Annotated in this window: 13 protein-coding genes; 6 read left to right on the top strand and 7 right to left on the bottom strand. The window is 59.4% G+C overall.

Annotated features, from left to right (window positions below; translation table 11 throughout):
• Positions 1-765 precede the first annotated feature (765 nt).
• Complete coding sequence (locus ACFDR6_RS30200; protein ID WP_375860547.1) at positions 766-1038, top strand: hypothetical protein; 273 nt, start codon at positions 766-768, stop codon at positions 1036-1038.
• 1137 nt (positions 1039-2175) lie between these two features.
• Here the strand turns inward: ACFDR6_RS30200 and ACFDR6_RS30205 are convergent.
• Positions 2176-2370, bottom strand: coding sequence for a hypothetical protein (locus ACFDR6_RS30205; protein WP_375860549.1), 195 nt, complete (start codon positions 2368-2370; stop codon positions 2176-2178).
• A 745-nt stretch (positions 2371-3115) separates the two neighbouring features.
• Here ACFDR6_RS30205 and ACFDR6_RS30210 point away from each other — a divergent pair.
• From ACFDR6_RS30210 to ACFDR6_RS30220, 3 genes are all read left to right on the top strand, one after another.
• Positions 3116-3643 carry a transglutaminase-like cysteine peptidase gene (locus tag ACFDR6_RS30210; protein ID WP_375860551.1) on the top strand — a complete coding sequence of 176 codons (528 nt, stop codon included), beginning with the start codon at positions 3116-3118 and terminating at the stop codon, positions 3641-3643.
• Between the two features lie 55 nt (positions 3644-3698).
• Positions 3699-4517: a hypothetical protein gene (locus ACFDR6_RS30215; protein WP_375860552.1), complete on the top strand. Its 819-nt coding sequence runs from the start codon at positions 3699-3701 to the stop codon at positions 4515-4517.
• A gap of 205 nt (positions 4518-4722) precedes the next feature.
• Entirely contained in the window at positions 4723-5178 is a 456-nt protein-coding gene (locus ACFDR6_RS30220) for a hypothetical protein (RefSeq protein ID WP_375860554.1), read from the top strand.
• A gap of 126 nt (positions 5179-5304) precedes the next feature.
• On the opposite strand, the gene queE is transcribed toward ACFDR6_RS30220, so the two are convergent.
• The 6 genes from queE to nifA all read right to left on the bottom strand — a co-directional run bounded on the left by queE (position 5305) and on the right by nifA (position 10891).
• On the bottom strand, positions 5305-5961 hold the full coding sequence (queE, locus tag ACFDR6_RS30225) for a 7-carboxy-7-deazaguanine synthase QueE (protein ID WP_375860555.1): 657 nt from the start codon (positions 5959-5961) through the stop codon (positions 5305-5307).
• Positions 5962-6003: 42 nt separating this feature from the next.
• Positions 6004-6411, bottom strand: coding sequence for a 6-pyruvoyl trahydropterin synthase family protein (locus ACFDR6_RS30230; RefSeq protein WP_375860556.1), 408 nt, complete (start codon positions 6409-6411; stop codon positions 6004-6006).
• 2 nt (positions 6412-6413) lie between these two features.
• A complete protein-coding gene (folE, locus tag ACFDR6_RS30235) occupies positions 6414-7076 on the bottom strand; it encodes a GTP cyclohydrolase I (protein ID WP_375860557.1) in 663 nt (220 codons plus the stop codon).
• A 652-nt stretch (positions 7077-7728) separates the two neighbouring features.
• Positions 7729-7977: a hypothetical protein gene (locus tag ACFDR6_RS30240; protein WP_375860559.1), complete on the bottom strand. Its 249-nt coding sequence runs from the start codon at positions 7975-7977 to the stop codon at positions 7729-7731.
• 119 nt (positions 7978-8096) lie between these two features.
• A complete protein-coding gene (locus ACFDR6_RS30245) occupies positions 8097-8939 on the bottom strand; it encodes an electron transfer flavoprotein subunit beta/FixA family protein (protein WP_027544396.1) in 843 nt (280 codons plus the stop codon).
• A gap of 185 nt (positions 8940-9124) precedes the next feature.
• Positions 9125-10891, bottom strand: coding sequence for a nif-specific transcriptional activator NifA (gene nifA / locus ACFDR6_RS30250; RefSeq protein WP_375860560.1), 1767 nt, complete (start codon positions 10889-10891; stop codon positions 9125-9127).
• Positions 10892-12708: 1817 nt separating this feature from the next.
• On the opposite strand from nifA, the gene hisC reads away from it, so the two are divergent.
• Together hisC and ACFDR6_RS30260 are read left to right on the top strand one after the other, a co-directional pair.
• On the top strand, positions 12709-13809 hold the full coding sequence (hisC, locus tag ACFDR6_RS30255) for a histidinol-phosphate transaminase (RefSeq protein WP_375860561.1): 1101 nt from the start codon (positions 12709-12711) through the stop codon (positions 13807-13809).
• A gap of 298 nt (positions 13810-14107) precedes the next feature.
• Positions 14108-15130, top strand: a complete 1023-nt coding sequence (locus tag ACFDR6_RS30260) for an LLM class flavin-dependent oxidoreductase (RefSeq protein WP_375860562.1) — start codon at positions 14108-14110, stop codon at positions 15128-15130.
• Positions 15131-15297 lie beyond the last annotated feature (167 nt).

Raw genomic sequence — 15297 nt, forward strand, 5'->3', positions numbered from 1 at the left:
TCAAGCTCGCGCTCGCATTCGTCGCTGCATCACTCTCTCTCGAATGATCAGTCTGTGGGAAAGTGGCGGTCAGCGACGCATTCCGAAAGACCTTGGGCAGCTTCAGATTCGAATATGCCCGCTGGGACGCGTGGAGCAAGAACCGAATCATGGGCTGCGAGCGCGTCAATCCAAGATGTCGCGGACTCCAAACCGCGGGATTCGAGCAACTTCGATATTGCCTCACACGAGTTTGGTTGACGCAAACGGAAAAGACCGCCTGCGCACCGCTTAGCATTCAGGTCCGGTTCGTGACGAAGATGTCGGAAACCGGACCCTAAGCGCGGCACCATTTGCCGCGGCGACGCCAAACCCTAGGCTTTCTTGCGTCAACGAACGCCTACAGCACCGCTTCCTGCGGCACGCCAATTGCTGAGCGGAATATGCGGCAGCGAACGCTTGCGCATAGCCCACCAACGCGGGATCTCTCGATGACACTTGGTCAACCCACGCAGATCAACACGCGGACGAATCGCGGCTTGGCAATTGTCCGAGATGCACTTGACGGTCGTCGCAATCACGATCGAACCGATACCTGCCTCGACCAATCCGGAGATTGGCCAGGGCTTGGCTTGGCTTAACGTCCCAATCGGCTGTCGATGAGGTCGGCTGTGCGTTGACCGTTCCGATCTTCAATTTGGGAGCATCGGGCCGTTTCGCCTGGCCATGGGGACATCCGATTTCGCGCGGATGCGACGCTCGCCTCGATTCACTAGGGATAGATGAGTGCTGATGATGCACTGGCGTGAACCAAGACGACGCCTGATCAACGCGCAGGACGCGCTGCGAGCGGCGCGTTGTGATCTCCCCCTGAAGTCGGGCACGCCACAACTTTGGTCGCTTGCGGCAATTTTCGCCGCGCTTGTCTGGATGAGCATCTACGGGCTTGCCGGGGTTTTTCGATGGGCGACTGCAACCCGCCACAGGTGCGTGCTGCGCTTAATGCGCCGACGACCCGGCTCGACGAGCCTCGCCCGCGCCAAAGACAGATACAAGTGAAGTGGGCCATCGCGTTTTCGGTAAGCTTGTGGGCCATGCTTATCGCTTACTGCGCTGACAGTCCTGAGGCGTTCATCGCGGCGAGTCTTGCCGCAGCGGTAAGCCTGTGCCGACTCTTGGACTAGCCAAGTACCAGGAGAATGACGCAAATCTTCCGACGACAGTTGCGCACGAGCCTCTTTTGTGGCGTCGGGATGGGCCCCCTCACCCGCCTCGGGCTTGTCGGCGTTCATCGTCGCTCGGCGACCACGATTACCGTCTTGGGACATTCAGCCCCGCTACTGGAAGATGGATCCTGAGCCGCAGCACTGCTCGGCTCGTGCCGCGCCCTGGTCCCAAGAGCGATGCCGGCGGTCGATAGCAAGGACGAAAACGATCGCAGTGTCTCAACATAAAAAAGCCCGACGCCCTCGGAGCAGGCTGGAGGTGCGTCGGGCCCAACCTGGCGAGGTTGGGGGCATCGACGCGCCGCTGAGGGAGCCCACGTCCATGCCCACGATGATTGTTGCAAATGATGTGCCGCGGAAATTGGCCGAGAGGCTTCGCGACGGTCATTGAATGTGTGCCGCGAGGTGTCGTCGGTACTCCTGCATGAAGGTCTATGTCTCGCCTGCCCGACAACGTCCGAAGTTCTACGAACCCGATACGACGTGCGTCGATGTTCCACACGGCCAGGGATGTCGCATGCTGGTTGATACAGCTCATTGTGCGTCTCTCGGCTGAGCAGCACGAAAAAGCCCGACGCGCCTTGCCGGGTAAGAAGGCGCGTCGGGCCGGCGAGGCATAGGCACTGGAGAGCCTTTCCCCTCAGAAGGCTTCAGCAAAACACGTGCCACCCTGAAGGCTGCCGCGATAATCCGTCGCGTCTATGAATGGGCGGGGGCGACGCGCGGGCTCACTTCCAGGTATGCGAGCCTATCCGAACGTCTAGTTCGATGCCGCTGGGCGACAGCACGCGTTGTCGTCGCATTGCTAGATCCACTTAAAAGATCCATCGAATTCGAGTCGGTGAGACATCCTTCAAATTCCGGAGATCGAAGGCGACGTGCGGAGCATGGGCGCGGGGTGTTAGGGGTGCGGGCGCATGGGTCGAGGTCACTTCAAATGCTGCGGGAAGGCCACCCGAATTGAAGATAGTCATTGCTCCTCATCGGCAGCTCTTCTTAGTCTTTCCCGCTCGTCGGCCCACCGTTCCAGCTTTTGATATTCCTCGGCGATTTTAAGCAGCTTGGCCTTTGACTTTGGACAATCGAACGATTCCGCCTTGGCGAGCGTCGCTTGAGCTCGCTGCCGCCAGTGTGTTGGACCGCTCGATGGGCCTTTGCGCTTCATGGAAGTGGATATGCAACCGCTAGACCAGGTGAAGCGGCGTCCAACATCCGTGCTGATACGTAGGAACTTCTCGGGCGTAGGTCACAATATCTTCAATATGGGAAGCGGCGCCATTTTCGGTCAGCGCGGACGTTATTGACGAAGATCGTTGGCGGAAATGCTTGAGACGAAACGCGCGGGTCCCGGTTGTCTGAACGGACTCTCCGCGCTGACAAGTGAAGAGTCGTCGGCGGGTGGGCCGCCCTGCGGACCAGGATCTGGTGACGACTTCTGCGCAGCGAATTGTCCGCGGAACGGCGTGAGCCCGAACACGCTCGCACGACGTTCATGGGGGCTTGAATCGCACGTGGCGTCAGATTGTAAGGTTTTCGGATCAGGCGGGCGGGCCTTTGCTCGCCCTCGATCTCTTCCCGCGCAGTCACAGGGGGTTGTACATGTCTTGCAGTTTCGGGAGGACGGCGCACGGGCTGCCGGTACGGAGTGGACCTGCGCATGACTGGCGGACCGCGGCGTCGCAGACGTGCTGCGGACGACAGACCCTTTGGATGATGGCGTTCCTCGGGTCACTGCGCCTCGTAGCTCCGCCCCCGTTGATCGGTCGTTTCGTGCTCGTGACCTCGGGTCCGATCGGTCGTCCGTCAGCGACAGCATGCGCAAGACGTTAATCCCGGCTGCAGTCGCAGCCGCCACAATGGTCTCTCAAACGATGACGACCGCTCGGTCGGCCGATCAGAGATCGTCGGGTATGCCGGCGATCGCGGTGTCGGCGTCTCCGCACCTCAAGCTTGACCGTCCGGCGCTCCCTCCTATGGCATATACCATGTTCTGCCTGCGCTATCAGGATGAATGCCGCGTCCGCCTCCTGTTTCGAGGCGGTCCGGTCCACCTGACCGAGGCGCGGTGGGCAGATTTGAAAGAAGCCAACCGGACGGTGAACAGCGCCATTATCCCGGAAGCCAGTGAACCCGGTCCCCCGGTGGAAGCCTGGATCATTGATCCGGAGCGCGGCGACTGCAACGATTACGCCGTCAGCAAGCGCCACCAGCTTCTACAGCGTGGATGGCCGCCGCGAGCGCTGTTGCTCGCCGAGGTCGTGACCGCCTCGGGCAAACATCATCTGGTTCTGGTGGTACGGACTAAGAGCGGCGACCTCGTGCTGGACAATCTGACCCCGCAGATCCGATCGTGGTCGCGTGCTCCCTATCGCTGGGTTCGAGTTCAGTCGCCAGGCGAACCGCGATATTGGCGTACTATCGCGCAGCGCGGCGAGTAAGCGCCTCACGGAGGAGATCGGAAATGTCCCGGCTAGCGCCACGGGCGCACTGCAGATGATCGAACCCCGGGGTGACTTCGTTCAGCGCGCCACCGGTCGGTCTCCGACCGGCGCCGCAACTGATCTGTGGTCCGTGCTCTGGTCGGCGGCCGTCAGCTATGGCGATATCGCCTGCAATCAGACCGCATTGCGCGCTGGTGAGATCGCTCTCTCAAGGCCCGTTTTGATTGATCCATTCTCCTTGTCCTTGGATATTTGCCTAGCGTGGTCGCGCGTCTTGGATCTGCGGAGCTTCGTAAGCAGAGCCGGCGGACATCACGCCTCTTTTGGCCGCTCCGAGACAATATGGATGATCACGATGAATGAACATCAGAGCCGATCGGACGCTCTCACGGACCGCTATTTGCAGGTGCCGTGGGGATTGTCCTTCGCCAGACCGACGGAACGGATTCGCCATTGCTGTGCCCCCGCATCGTATTCCCGACTCATTTCGAGAAGATCGGCTTCTCAGCCGCGATGGGCTGTTGGCAGCAGCAGACGAGATGCGTGGTTTGGAGCGAAAGGGCAGATCAAGCGGATCGAGCACGCTGAACCGTATCAGGAGAGTTCACCTATGCGCTGCCCGAAATGTGAGGCCGACAAATGGTATGAAGTTGCAACGCACGATCCCTGGAGCGGTCGGCCGGTGATCGCCTGTATGATCTGCGGCGAATATGCCGAGCTCGAGGCGCTCAAACGAGAGGATGCGCACGATGTGATTGCCCGGACGCTGGCGGCTGACTTGGTCGGTGAGGGGCAGGCTGACGCGCGGGCCCTTGCGAGCAAGATTCTCCAGGCGCTAGAGAATGCCGGCCTGACAATCAGCCGCTCCTGACGCGATTTCCCTCGACCCTACCTCATTCCGTGCCCGCGGAATCAGACACGATCGGCGTCTCATCCAAGGTTCTAAACGGTTGGAACATTGAGGATGTCCGATATCGGGCACAACGGCGTCCGCGACGGGTTGATGTCTGTCAAGCCTCGATGATCGGTCGCAAAACTGAAGCCCGGCCCATCGGACCTTGACGGGGCGTGTGAAAGTGCCCGCAGACGTGGTCTCGACCGTTAGCCATGACGATGGAGCTGCTTGTTTCCTCAATGGCGGTTATTGCGACGAGGCACATTTCGTTGTTTTGAGAGTGAAAAAAGCTCCACTCGGCCATCGAAAGGGCTTGAACCTTACGCTGCGTAAGATTGTAGGCTTGCGGTTGCGGCGAAAGCTGGCTTGGCTTGCCACCGCCGAGATTATTGAGCCGCCAGAATATCTGGCTATTCGCTTGATGTCGGCGGCTGTTGCTAAGGAAGAACCGATGATACCGGGGCGAACGACGACAACGCTCACCTCAATCGACCGCATGTTTCTGAAGATTCGGGAACTGATCGATACAGACGACTCGATCCCGCTTGAGCTTCGCGCGTCGCTGCACACGACACTGGACAGACATCTTCGCCTGGCAAAGGAAGGATTCTTCAAGGCTCCTGTGAGGAGCCAATAAGCGGCTTGCGTTGCCCGGCTTCTGCTCGGTTTGCCCGAGGACCCCGGTTTTCGGTGAAGTTGTCCGAATTCACAACCATTTCCGCGGTAGCAAACGTGGACTTTGTGACAGTTGCCTTAGCGGGCTTCACCGCACGCCGATATACTTCTGCATTTGGATGCTGACGCGCCAGTTGCGTACAGTCGCCTCTCGGATGCACAGCTCCGTCGCTTTTCGGCTTTGGCTCAATGGTTGTAGCCATATCTCTGGCTTGAGCGCGTACTCGATAGGCAGGCTCAGCAGGTTTTGGATGTCGGCAGGCTTGCCCACCGGGTGTTTGATCTCATTGGCACGCAGCAAAGCCTCACCCAGAACGGATCGCCGACCCGGCATGCCAACTTTCGGACTAACGGTCACCCATGTGTAGGGATGCGCCTGAATGGCTTGGGTACCCGATGTCTCCAATTGCACCGAGAATCCGGAACCGACGAGCAGCGTGGTCAGTGGCCGCAGGTCGTACAGCGCGGGCTCGCCACCCGTAATCACGACATGCCGGGTGCTGAACGCCTGCACAGCGAGCAGGACGTCCTCCGGCGACATCATGGCCCAGGTGTTGGTGTCCTCGGTCTTGATCATCATGTCGGCTATCGACACCCGCCGCTCTGAATCGACGAACCAAGTGTGCTTGGTGTCGCACCACGGACACCTGACCGGGCATGCCTGCAACCGTACAAACACGGACGGCGTGCCTGCCATGCAGGCTTCCCCCTGGATGGTTTCAAATATTTCGTTAATCGGCAGCACGGCCTGCCTCCCGATAGATGGCGCTGTTCGCGCCGTGCTCCTTCACCTCGACTGACACCAGCCGGCAACGCGGAGAAAGTCCTTTTCCAGCAACCAGTTGCTGCCGACGCGGTAGACCTGTTCGGCAAATTTTTCACAGCCAACTGCCGGCAGCACAACGATGACCGCTAAGCCGCGCCGTGCGGCTTCGCGGAACCATTCAAGCTCGGGGTCGTCCGCGGCCACGACCGTCTTGTGGTCGAACGTACCTTCGAGGATCGCCCTCAGCTCTTTGAGGCCGCCAAAATCGACGACCCAATTCTTGTCGTCCAGGGTGTTGGCTTCGAACTCGAAACGAAACGACAGCGAGTAACCGTGCAGCAGGCGACAATGCGACTTTGCGCGCCACTGGCGGAATGTGGCAGATAGGCCGACCTCATGGCCGTATGTCTTCGTTGATAGGTATGTCACGCCTAGTCCTTGATCTGCGCCACAAATTCGCTACGCATTGACTTGCTGTCGCGGAAGGCTCCGCGCATGATGCTGGTCGTCATGATGGTTCCGGTTTCGCGAACACCGCGCCAGACCATGCACTGATGCTGTGCCTTGAGGACGACGGCCAATCCCTTCGGCTTGAGACGGCCCTCGAGCTCGTCCGCCAGCATTACGGTCGCTTCCTCTTGCAGGTGGGGTCGCGACAAGATCCAGTTGGCGAGGCGTACAAACTTGCTGATACCGATCAGCTTGTCACCAGGCAGAACACCGACCCACATGCGGCCGGTGACGGGGACAAGGTGGTGGGCGCACGCCGAACGCACTGCGATAGGGCCAAGCGAGTAGACCTCATTCAGACCGCTGTCGTTCTGAAACTCCGTGACCTCGGGCGCGGCCTCAAAGCGGCCGGAAAACACCTCGCGCACGTACATTTTGGCAATTCGCTTCGCGGTCCCCTGCGTATTGTGGTCGCGGCTGCTATCGATGACCAGGGCATCCAATACGCCCTGCATGTGCCGCTCGACCTCCGCCTGTATCACCTCAATGTCACCAGGCAGCAGGTGTCCTGCGATGTTGGCGTTTGGCGCAAACGACACGCCAGCCTCGAGAAGGCGTTTACGAATTGCCTGCGTTGAACTCATCAAAACTCCCTGCCTGACACTTTGCCCTGTTTCCGTCGAGGACTGATCTGCAGTCCGATCGCGTGATCCGCCCACCCCATCTGATCCGTCGGCCGAAACAACTGAGGCATGGCCGCCTGGAGAAAAGGCATTTGGGGCATAACCTGCGATTGAGCGCACTTCAAAGACCCGCTAGGCAGCGGCGCAGGCGCACGCTTTTCAATTTGCACAAATCGATACATTTGAGATGAACTCCTGGGCTGGTCGCTGCGAGGACCGCAATTGTTGAAATGGGTCTTCTAATCTCAAGCAATCAGCATGCCGGATACGACGCTGCGCGAGGTTGCCCGAGAGAGATCATGGGCTTTGCGCCGCTCGTGCGGAAGGGATACGTCGTCACGTTCGCCCCCAGACATGGACGTCTTCGACCCGACGGACTGATACGACAATACGGCCACTCATTCTGCGACCCAATCGGCTGCCAGAGAAATGACGCCGCCCTAGTGGGGCTGGAGTCCGCGGCCAAGCGCCTCGATCTGGAAACCGAGAGGCAACGCCAGAAAAGGAACGTCTCGGCCGCAAATGTGCGAAACGTCTTCTCACCGACCTGGTGGGGACCAATCACCATATGCCGTTGCCGCTCCCGTCCGGTGCAGCGCATCGGCTCTGAGCTTCACGCTGTTAGATGCTTCAGCATCGAGTTGCAGGCTTGCTCGGCATCGGCGAACGTTGTGAAGGGCGAGCCAGCGATCTTGATTGCGCTACGACTTCGATGAAGCGGGCGCCATGACGCCACATAGCCGGGACGTCCGTGAAAGCCGTGGCCTGCGCGGCTCGCATAAGAGATCACGAAGGAGAAGCCATGTCCGCTTGCACTCCACACGTCCAAATGCTCGACGGCGCAGTGGAATCGCAGGATCATCGCCACTCGTAGCCTGCAACTTTCGGCTTAACGCTGTGTCCACCCACCCACTCTGCCCCGGCGTAAGCTCGTCGACGGCCGCTGCTCGTCCTTGCCGATCGCCCGAACCTCTCCCCGGGTCATGAGCCTCGGGCCAGAGCGGCAAGCTCAGCTTCAAGCTTGGGCTTCTGCTTGAAAATGGTGTCGATCAAGGCTTGCGCCGGCTGCTCGGCAGCATCCACGATGGCTGCCTTCTCTGCGCGCGCCGAGGGCGCGAAGACGCGTTTAACAACGGTTGGCGAGCCCCTGAGACCGCATTTTGAAACATCCTCGACGCCAGCCTCCTGGGCGTTCCATTTTACAATCGGCGCTCGAGCGGCGCGCAATGCATCTGCCATTGCGCCACGGCGAATCTGGTTGGTGGCCTCCATCATGGTGATGAGCGACGGCAGGCTTGCGCGCAGCACCTGGGTGCCGCCCTCGCAGCGCCGCTCCGCTTCGATTGTGCGCGCGGTGAGATCGATGGTCATGATCTTGGCAACATAGGTTAGCTGTTGCACAGCAAGCCGCCTTGCGATACCAGGCCCGACCTGCGCGGTGTCGCCATCGATCGTCTGCTTGCCCGTGAATATGAGGTCAGGCTGGCCATAATCCTTGCCGATCTTGCGGATGGCGGTCGCGAGTGCGTAGGTGGTTGCCAGGGTGTCCGCACCCGCGAAGCAACGGTCGGTCAGCAGCACCGCGCGATCGGCGCCAAAGGTGAGGGCTTTCCGAAGAGTGTCCTCGGCCGAGGGTGGGCCCATTGTAAGGACGGTGATCTCACCACCAAACTTGTCGCGCAGATCGAGCGCAGCTTCGAGCGCGAACAAATCGTAAGGATTGATGATGGTGGGCACACCCTGACGCATGATCGTGTTGGTCACAGGGTGCACGCGGATCTGTGCGGAATCAGGGACCTGCTTGATGCAGACGACATTGTGCATGTGCTTCTCCAGAGACTTTCGAAATCCGGAGAAAGCACAGCAAATGTCGTACCATTTGCGGTTTAAGGCATGAGTCGATGTAAACAACAAGTTCTGAGAGCCTGACGTGCTCCAACACGTGCAGACGCATTTCGGACATACGTCGTCATCGCGACAGCGCTATGGTCGCACCGACCCCACACCGCTCAGAAACGCTTGATCTCGATGCCGTATTTCCTCAGCGCGTAGCCAATCTGGCGGGGAGTAACGCCAAGCAGGCGCGCCGCCTTTGCCTGAACCCAACCCGATCGCTCCATGGCCGCGATGACGCGCTCGGGATCGGTCATCTGTCCGGTACTTACGAGTGCGGCGCCGGCCGGCCCCAGCCCAGCCTGCGCGTCCCGGACAGGCGGGACAGCGCCGGCGGCCGATCGACCAGCTTCAACGCCGGCGCTGTTCGGCTTCGGGGCCCCTGCGCAAGTCGGGCGCGCATGCGGCGCCACGTCTTCAGATCCCCCCTTCCACAGCATCGCCGAAAGGCACTGGCCGTGGCAGCAGGCGAAGTCGTCTCTGCAGATCGAAGGTCCTGGGGCGAGGGTCGCTGTCCGCTGCACGCAATTTTCGAGTTCACGGACGTTACCCGGAAACCCGCAATTCATCAAAATGTCCGTCGCACCTTGATCGAATGTCAACGTGCGGCCGTTTTCGCTGTTGAAATTCCTGAGAAACTCGGCGGCGAGCAGCGGAATGTCGCTGCGCCTTTCGCGCAGGGGCGGCAGCAGCAAGGGAACCACGCTCACACGGTAATAGAGGTCAGCGCGGAACCCGTTATTTGCGACCGCTTCCTCCAGGTTTCTGTTCGTAGCTGCAATGACGCGAACGTCGACTTTCATGGTCTGATTGCTGCCGACACGCTCGAATTCCTGCTCCTGCAGGACGCGCAGCAGCTTTGCCTGAAACGAGGGCGAGATCTCTCCGATCTCGTCCAGAAACAGCGTACCCTTGTCGGCCAGCTCAAAGCGCCCCTTGCGCGAACTGAAGGCGCCGGTAAAAGCACCTTTCTCATGGCCGAACAATTCGGACTCCAGAACGGTCTCGGGGAGCGCCGCACAGTTGAGCTTGATGAACGGCCGCTTGGAACGCGCCGAGAGGGCGTGAATAGCCTTGGCCACCAGCTCCTTCCCGGTACCGGATTCGCCGCGCAGCAGAACCGTGCTATTCGATTTGGCAACCACCGCGATCTTGTCGAGCAGCGCGCGCAGCGCCGGACTATCGCCAATGATGCCTTCCACATTGACCTTCTTGCGCTCGCGAGCGGGTTGCTGGATTTCGGCCAATTGCTTTTGCAATCGATCCTTTTCCGCCATCAGTCGCTCGCGGTCTGTCGCAAAGAGCCGATGCAGCTTCACGGTCTGCCCGACCAGATTGGCGATCATGGTGAGAAGTCTGACGTCGTATTCGAGCCGTATGCTTGAGCTGTCGTCCAGAACACGGTCGATGGTCAGCGCGCCAACTGCTTTCGCGTCGATCCGAATGGGAACGCCGATGAACGACACCCGTGCGTTATCGGTGGCACCGAGCACCTCGAGGTCGGCCGTCGTGAACGCCGAATGGACTGCGATGTCCTCGGCCACGAGCGGCATGTCCGTCGCCACGATCTGATCAATCGCTTTCGGTGGGAGCCGCGTCCGGTACCGCTCGTCGCTGCCTTCGGTCCAGCCGACGCCGACCGTAATGTCTGGCTGGCCATCATGGTCGAAAAGCGAGACGATGCCGTGCCGCATCTGAACAAACGAATGCAGAATATCCACGACGTTGGCCAACGTGAGCTCGAGCCGGCAGGGGGCGGCGAGTATCTTCGAGATTTCGAAGATCCCGACAACGGCGCTTTCGTGCAGCGTCACAATGGGAACAGTTTGGCTCGTCTCCGACACTGAGTCAGGCCTTTCGTGTGCGGAAGCGATGTTCAACATGACGACGTCTCCGTTATTTTCAGCATCCTCCCTACCATCTTGTTTGGATTTTGCGAGTTTGATGCTGCGCCTGATGCTCGTGCGCAATTCAGGTCGCCAGCTAGACATAGCGCTCTTTCATGGCACTGCTATAAACGCATCGTGGTCCTAACGTCCTTGTTATGAGGTCGTCCTGTGTTCACAGTGCACGGCACGAGTTCCATGGACCTGCATCAACGATTTTCCGACTCCATCTGTAGCCGACCGCGAGCCGTCGGCAACCTTTGAATAACAACTTGGCGCATGCGTCATCTTTTTCCCGGTCAGAATGGGATTTTTTCCCGGCCAAACATTGGAATGCGATGCTAGCGGTCTCTTCTGGTGCAGTCCCACGCGAGGAGTCGCCGATGTTTTGCAGGGATGCTCATTCCTCACGTGCGACAAAACGCTGCTCTCGCATGCAATCGCAATTGCCCGGAATCTGACGCGGTGTGTTGGTGCGTGCGATTTCGCTCGTAAGAATCGGGAGCCTCGCTTTGCGAGGGGCTAATCGCTGCTTGCAAAGGCAGGCGAACGCGCAAACGCCGGCGATCACAGTATCGATGTCGGCGTGGCTCTTAGCTGACGAACACAACCACGCGGTTCACATCGGGTCCCCGATTCAAGTGGAATAGGCCGAGCGCAGTCTTGACTGAACTCGTCAACGGCGAGCTTGGTGACGTCCGGCGCCGTCGCAGGAATGCCGCCACTGTCGATCGATGCATGCGATTGCGCTCGCGAGCCGTTCATCGACGTCTAGGGCGCCGAATAATGGCTGCCGATATCTGCTGCGATTGACCTCGATCTTGACACTGGTTGCAGGGTCGCACCTGAATCGCTCACGTTGAAGCGGCGGATGAGTGCAGCGAGCCATCGGCCAGCCGGCTGCCCGAGACGGCGCTCCAGCGAGGAGCTCGGGATTGCGCGAGGCCGCAGCCGGAACCAGCGTCTTGCGTCCTCGCTCAGGATGTTACCTTCGAAGAGCGTGAGGCCGATGGGCGCCAGTCGTCGGCTCCGGCCGACCGAATTTCCCACGTTCTTCGCCAAGATCGAGGCACAAACACACACCTTATTCTCATAACGCGATCTTTGGGCGCGTTGCAGGATCTGGGCCACTGCGATCAACAACGTAAGACTTCGCAGCCAAATGTCGTCTCGTGAAGCGGCGCGGGCTCAGGACATCGTCTGTGTTTGCTTTCTGACAAAGGGCAGAATTCCAACAGGCGATTGCCCGAGAGCCGTCCAGCGCTCGCCCCGGCGGCCGATCTTGCCCCGTGATACCTCCCGGGCCGCCCTTGATTCGCTGCACGCGCTCTCAAAGCCCGAGCTAGGCCCGACGAGCGTTCAGCCACAAGTTTGCGCGACTTCGTGCGACGAGCACGTCGACAGGACTTGAATCGCACGTAGCGTCAAATTGTAGGTTCGGCAAACAGGTCGCCACGGCCTTCAGAAAAACCGGCGTAGGTCAGTGCCTCGCCCGGGAGCATCGCATGACGCTGCCAATGTACCGACTTTCAAACCGAGGCTTGCGGCTCGATCGTGCTGGGCCTGCACGGGCTGGCTTAGCGACCAGGCTCGCGCTGCACGCAGTCGCGGCTGAGATTGACAGCGATCGCAACGTCGCGAACCAACAACCAGATCGTTCTTGCAATGCGCTGCATTTTAACCGCCGCTTTTTGGCTCGTGCACCGCCAACGAGCCAGGCGAGGCCACGTCAGGTGTGCGAAACGGAATTCTCGCTAGACCGTCAAGCACACTCCTAATGGCGACTGCCGTCTGCCATCAAGAGGGACAAGAATATGGTCGATGCAAAACTGCAAAGTGTGCTCTCTTCTCTGGCGCAGCCGGCTAAGGACCTAGAAGCCCCGTCGCCCGGCCAGCGGGCGCCAGATGCGCGTTACGTGAAACTAAACACCAATGAGAACCCATTTCCACTACCAACAATGGTATGGCGAAGTGCGATCTCGGCACTCGAGCGTCAGTATCTGTATCCGGAAGACGATAACATCGGCTTGAGGGAGGCTGCCGCCAATGCCTACGGTCTCTCAAAGGACCATGTGATCGCCGGCAACGGATCGTCGGAGCTTCTCGGCCTGATCTACAGGGCCTTTCTTGGGCCGGGCGACAGCGTCGCAATGATGTCTCCCGGGTTTTCGTTCAATCGTAAGCTAGCTGTGTTGCAGAGCGCCAAATTTCTCGAAGTTTTGTGGAGCGACTCGCATTCGATCCCGATTGATCAGCTGCTCTTCGGTCCGGCAAAGGACGCCAAGTTCATCTTGTTAGCCAATCCCAACAATCCGACTGGAACGTTCGCCCCCATCGCCGACATCGAACGCCTCGTGGCACAATCTGACCGCCTGGTCGTGTTGGACGAAGCCTATGTCGACTTCGCACCTGATAACGGTCTACGGCTCGTCCGCCGCCACCCCAATCTCCTGCTCCTCAGAACGCTTTCAAAGAGCTATGCGGCCGCCGGCATTCGCGTCGGCTTTGGCCTTGGCCATCCAGAGCTTATTGGACGACTGCGGAACATCCAGAATGTGTTCAACATGAATGTCATAGCGCATGCGGTCGGCGTCAGCATCCTTTCGCATCGCGCGGCCTACGAAAAGAACCATAGACATATCAGGCACGAGAGAGAACGAGTTGCGGCCGCACTGCGTCAGTTCGGGTTCCGCGTCGCGCCCTCTCATACCAATTTCTTGCTGGCGCGTGTCCCGAACGGACAGGACGGCAGGTGGTGGCACGCCGCACTGGAGAGGGAAGGAGTACTCGTTGCCGTTTTTCCAGATGACGGCCTCGACCACTGCATCCGCATCAGCATTGGCACAAAAGAACAAATGGACTCGTTTTTAGCTGCCGTTGCCGCGATCTCAGAACGCCTGAAGCGAGGTGGATAGCCAACCGCGCGTCGATGTCCACTCTCTTCGTTATACTGCTGATGAAACAGGAAGCCGATGATAGCGGCTCGAGCCAGGCGAGGACCCATGCAGGTGACGGCTAAGTGACCGCGCGTTGAGTGCTTGCCCCTGCGCGTGTTGCAGGGCTGAAGCGAGACAACGATCTCGTGCGCTCGACGCACGGGCACCCATCGAAGTTCAGACCCGACGGTCGTGAGATGTGGCCATAATAAATGCGGCGCCCTTAAGCCTTCCTGGGGAACGAGCAGGCATTCCGCCCCGACAAGGATCTATGCAAATGACACAACAGCCTTCGTCAAAACTCACCTGCGGCATTTTCGATCACCTAGACGACGACGGCCGCGATATTGGTCGTCAATACGAAGATCGCCTTATCTTGGCGGAGGCATGCGATCGCCTCGGCTTCTATGCGTATCACGTGGCAGAGCATTGCACGCCGCATGGAAGAGGTCCTTCGCCGGGTCTTTTCCTGTCGAGTGTCGCCCAGCGTACGCGGCACCTTCGTCTCGGCGCATTTGTCATGCTGCTCAACTTCTATCATCCGCTCCGCGCTTTTGAGGAGATCTGCATGCTTGATCAATTAAGCGGCGGCAGGCTCGAGTTGGGTCTCGGACGGGGTGGCTTTCCAGTCGAGTTAAGCTGTTTCGGGATCTGCGAGGACGCGGCGCCAAGCCGGTACGAGGAAGCCAATGACATTTTCCTAAAGGCCATGACGGGCGCAGCCTTGTCGTACCAAGGCCGACATTTCCAGTTGAACGAGGTTCCTCTGACATTAACGACTCACCAGCGTCCGTCTCCCCCGATATGGGTGACCACCAATCGGCTCGACACGGCGATTTGGGCCGCCGGCAATGGCGCGAACCTCGCCTGCGTGGGTCCCTCCGCCGGTGTTCGCAAAATTTCCGATGCTTACCGCACACATCGAGAGCGCAGCCCCAGCGCCCCTGATCGTGGGCCACTTGTTGGATTACTGCGTATGGTCGTGATTGGGCGATCCGAGACGGACGCTTATTCGCTGGCTAGATCCGCCTACGAGCAATGGCTGCGGAGCTTCAAATTCCTTTACGAGCTCAATGATATCCCGACGCCGCAGGCCTTTCCGCTGACATTCGATGCGGCAATCGAGAGCGAATTGTGCGTCGTCGGAACACCAACGCCCGTCCGACGCCTTCTGCTCAATCAGCTGGAGGAGGCAGGCGCAAATTACCTGCTTTGCCAGCTCGCATTTGGGAATTTACCACTAGATGCATCCCTATACGCCGCAAGAACCATCCAATCCGAGGTGCTGGGCCATCCCTAAGTCGTCATTTGGTACACCAAGCCACCGTTACTCGTTGCCGTTTTTCCGGATGACGGCCTTGACCACTGCATCCGCATCAGCATTGGCATTAGAGCTGCAGTTGCCGCGATCTCAGAATGCCTGAAGCGAGGTGGATAGCCAACCGCGCGTCGATGCCCACGCATTTC

The organism is Bradyrhizobium tunisiense (genome assembly GCF_042263385.1).
In the GTDB taxonomy this organism is placed as follows: Bacteria; Pseudomonadota; Alphaproteobacteria; order Rhizobiales; family Xanthobacteraceae; genus Bradyrhizobium; species Bradyrhizobium tunisiense.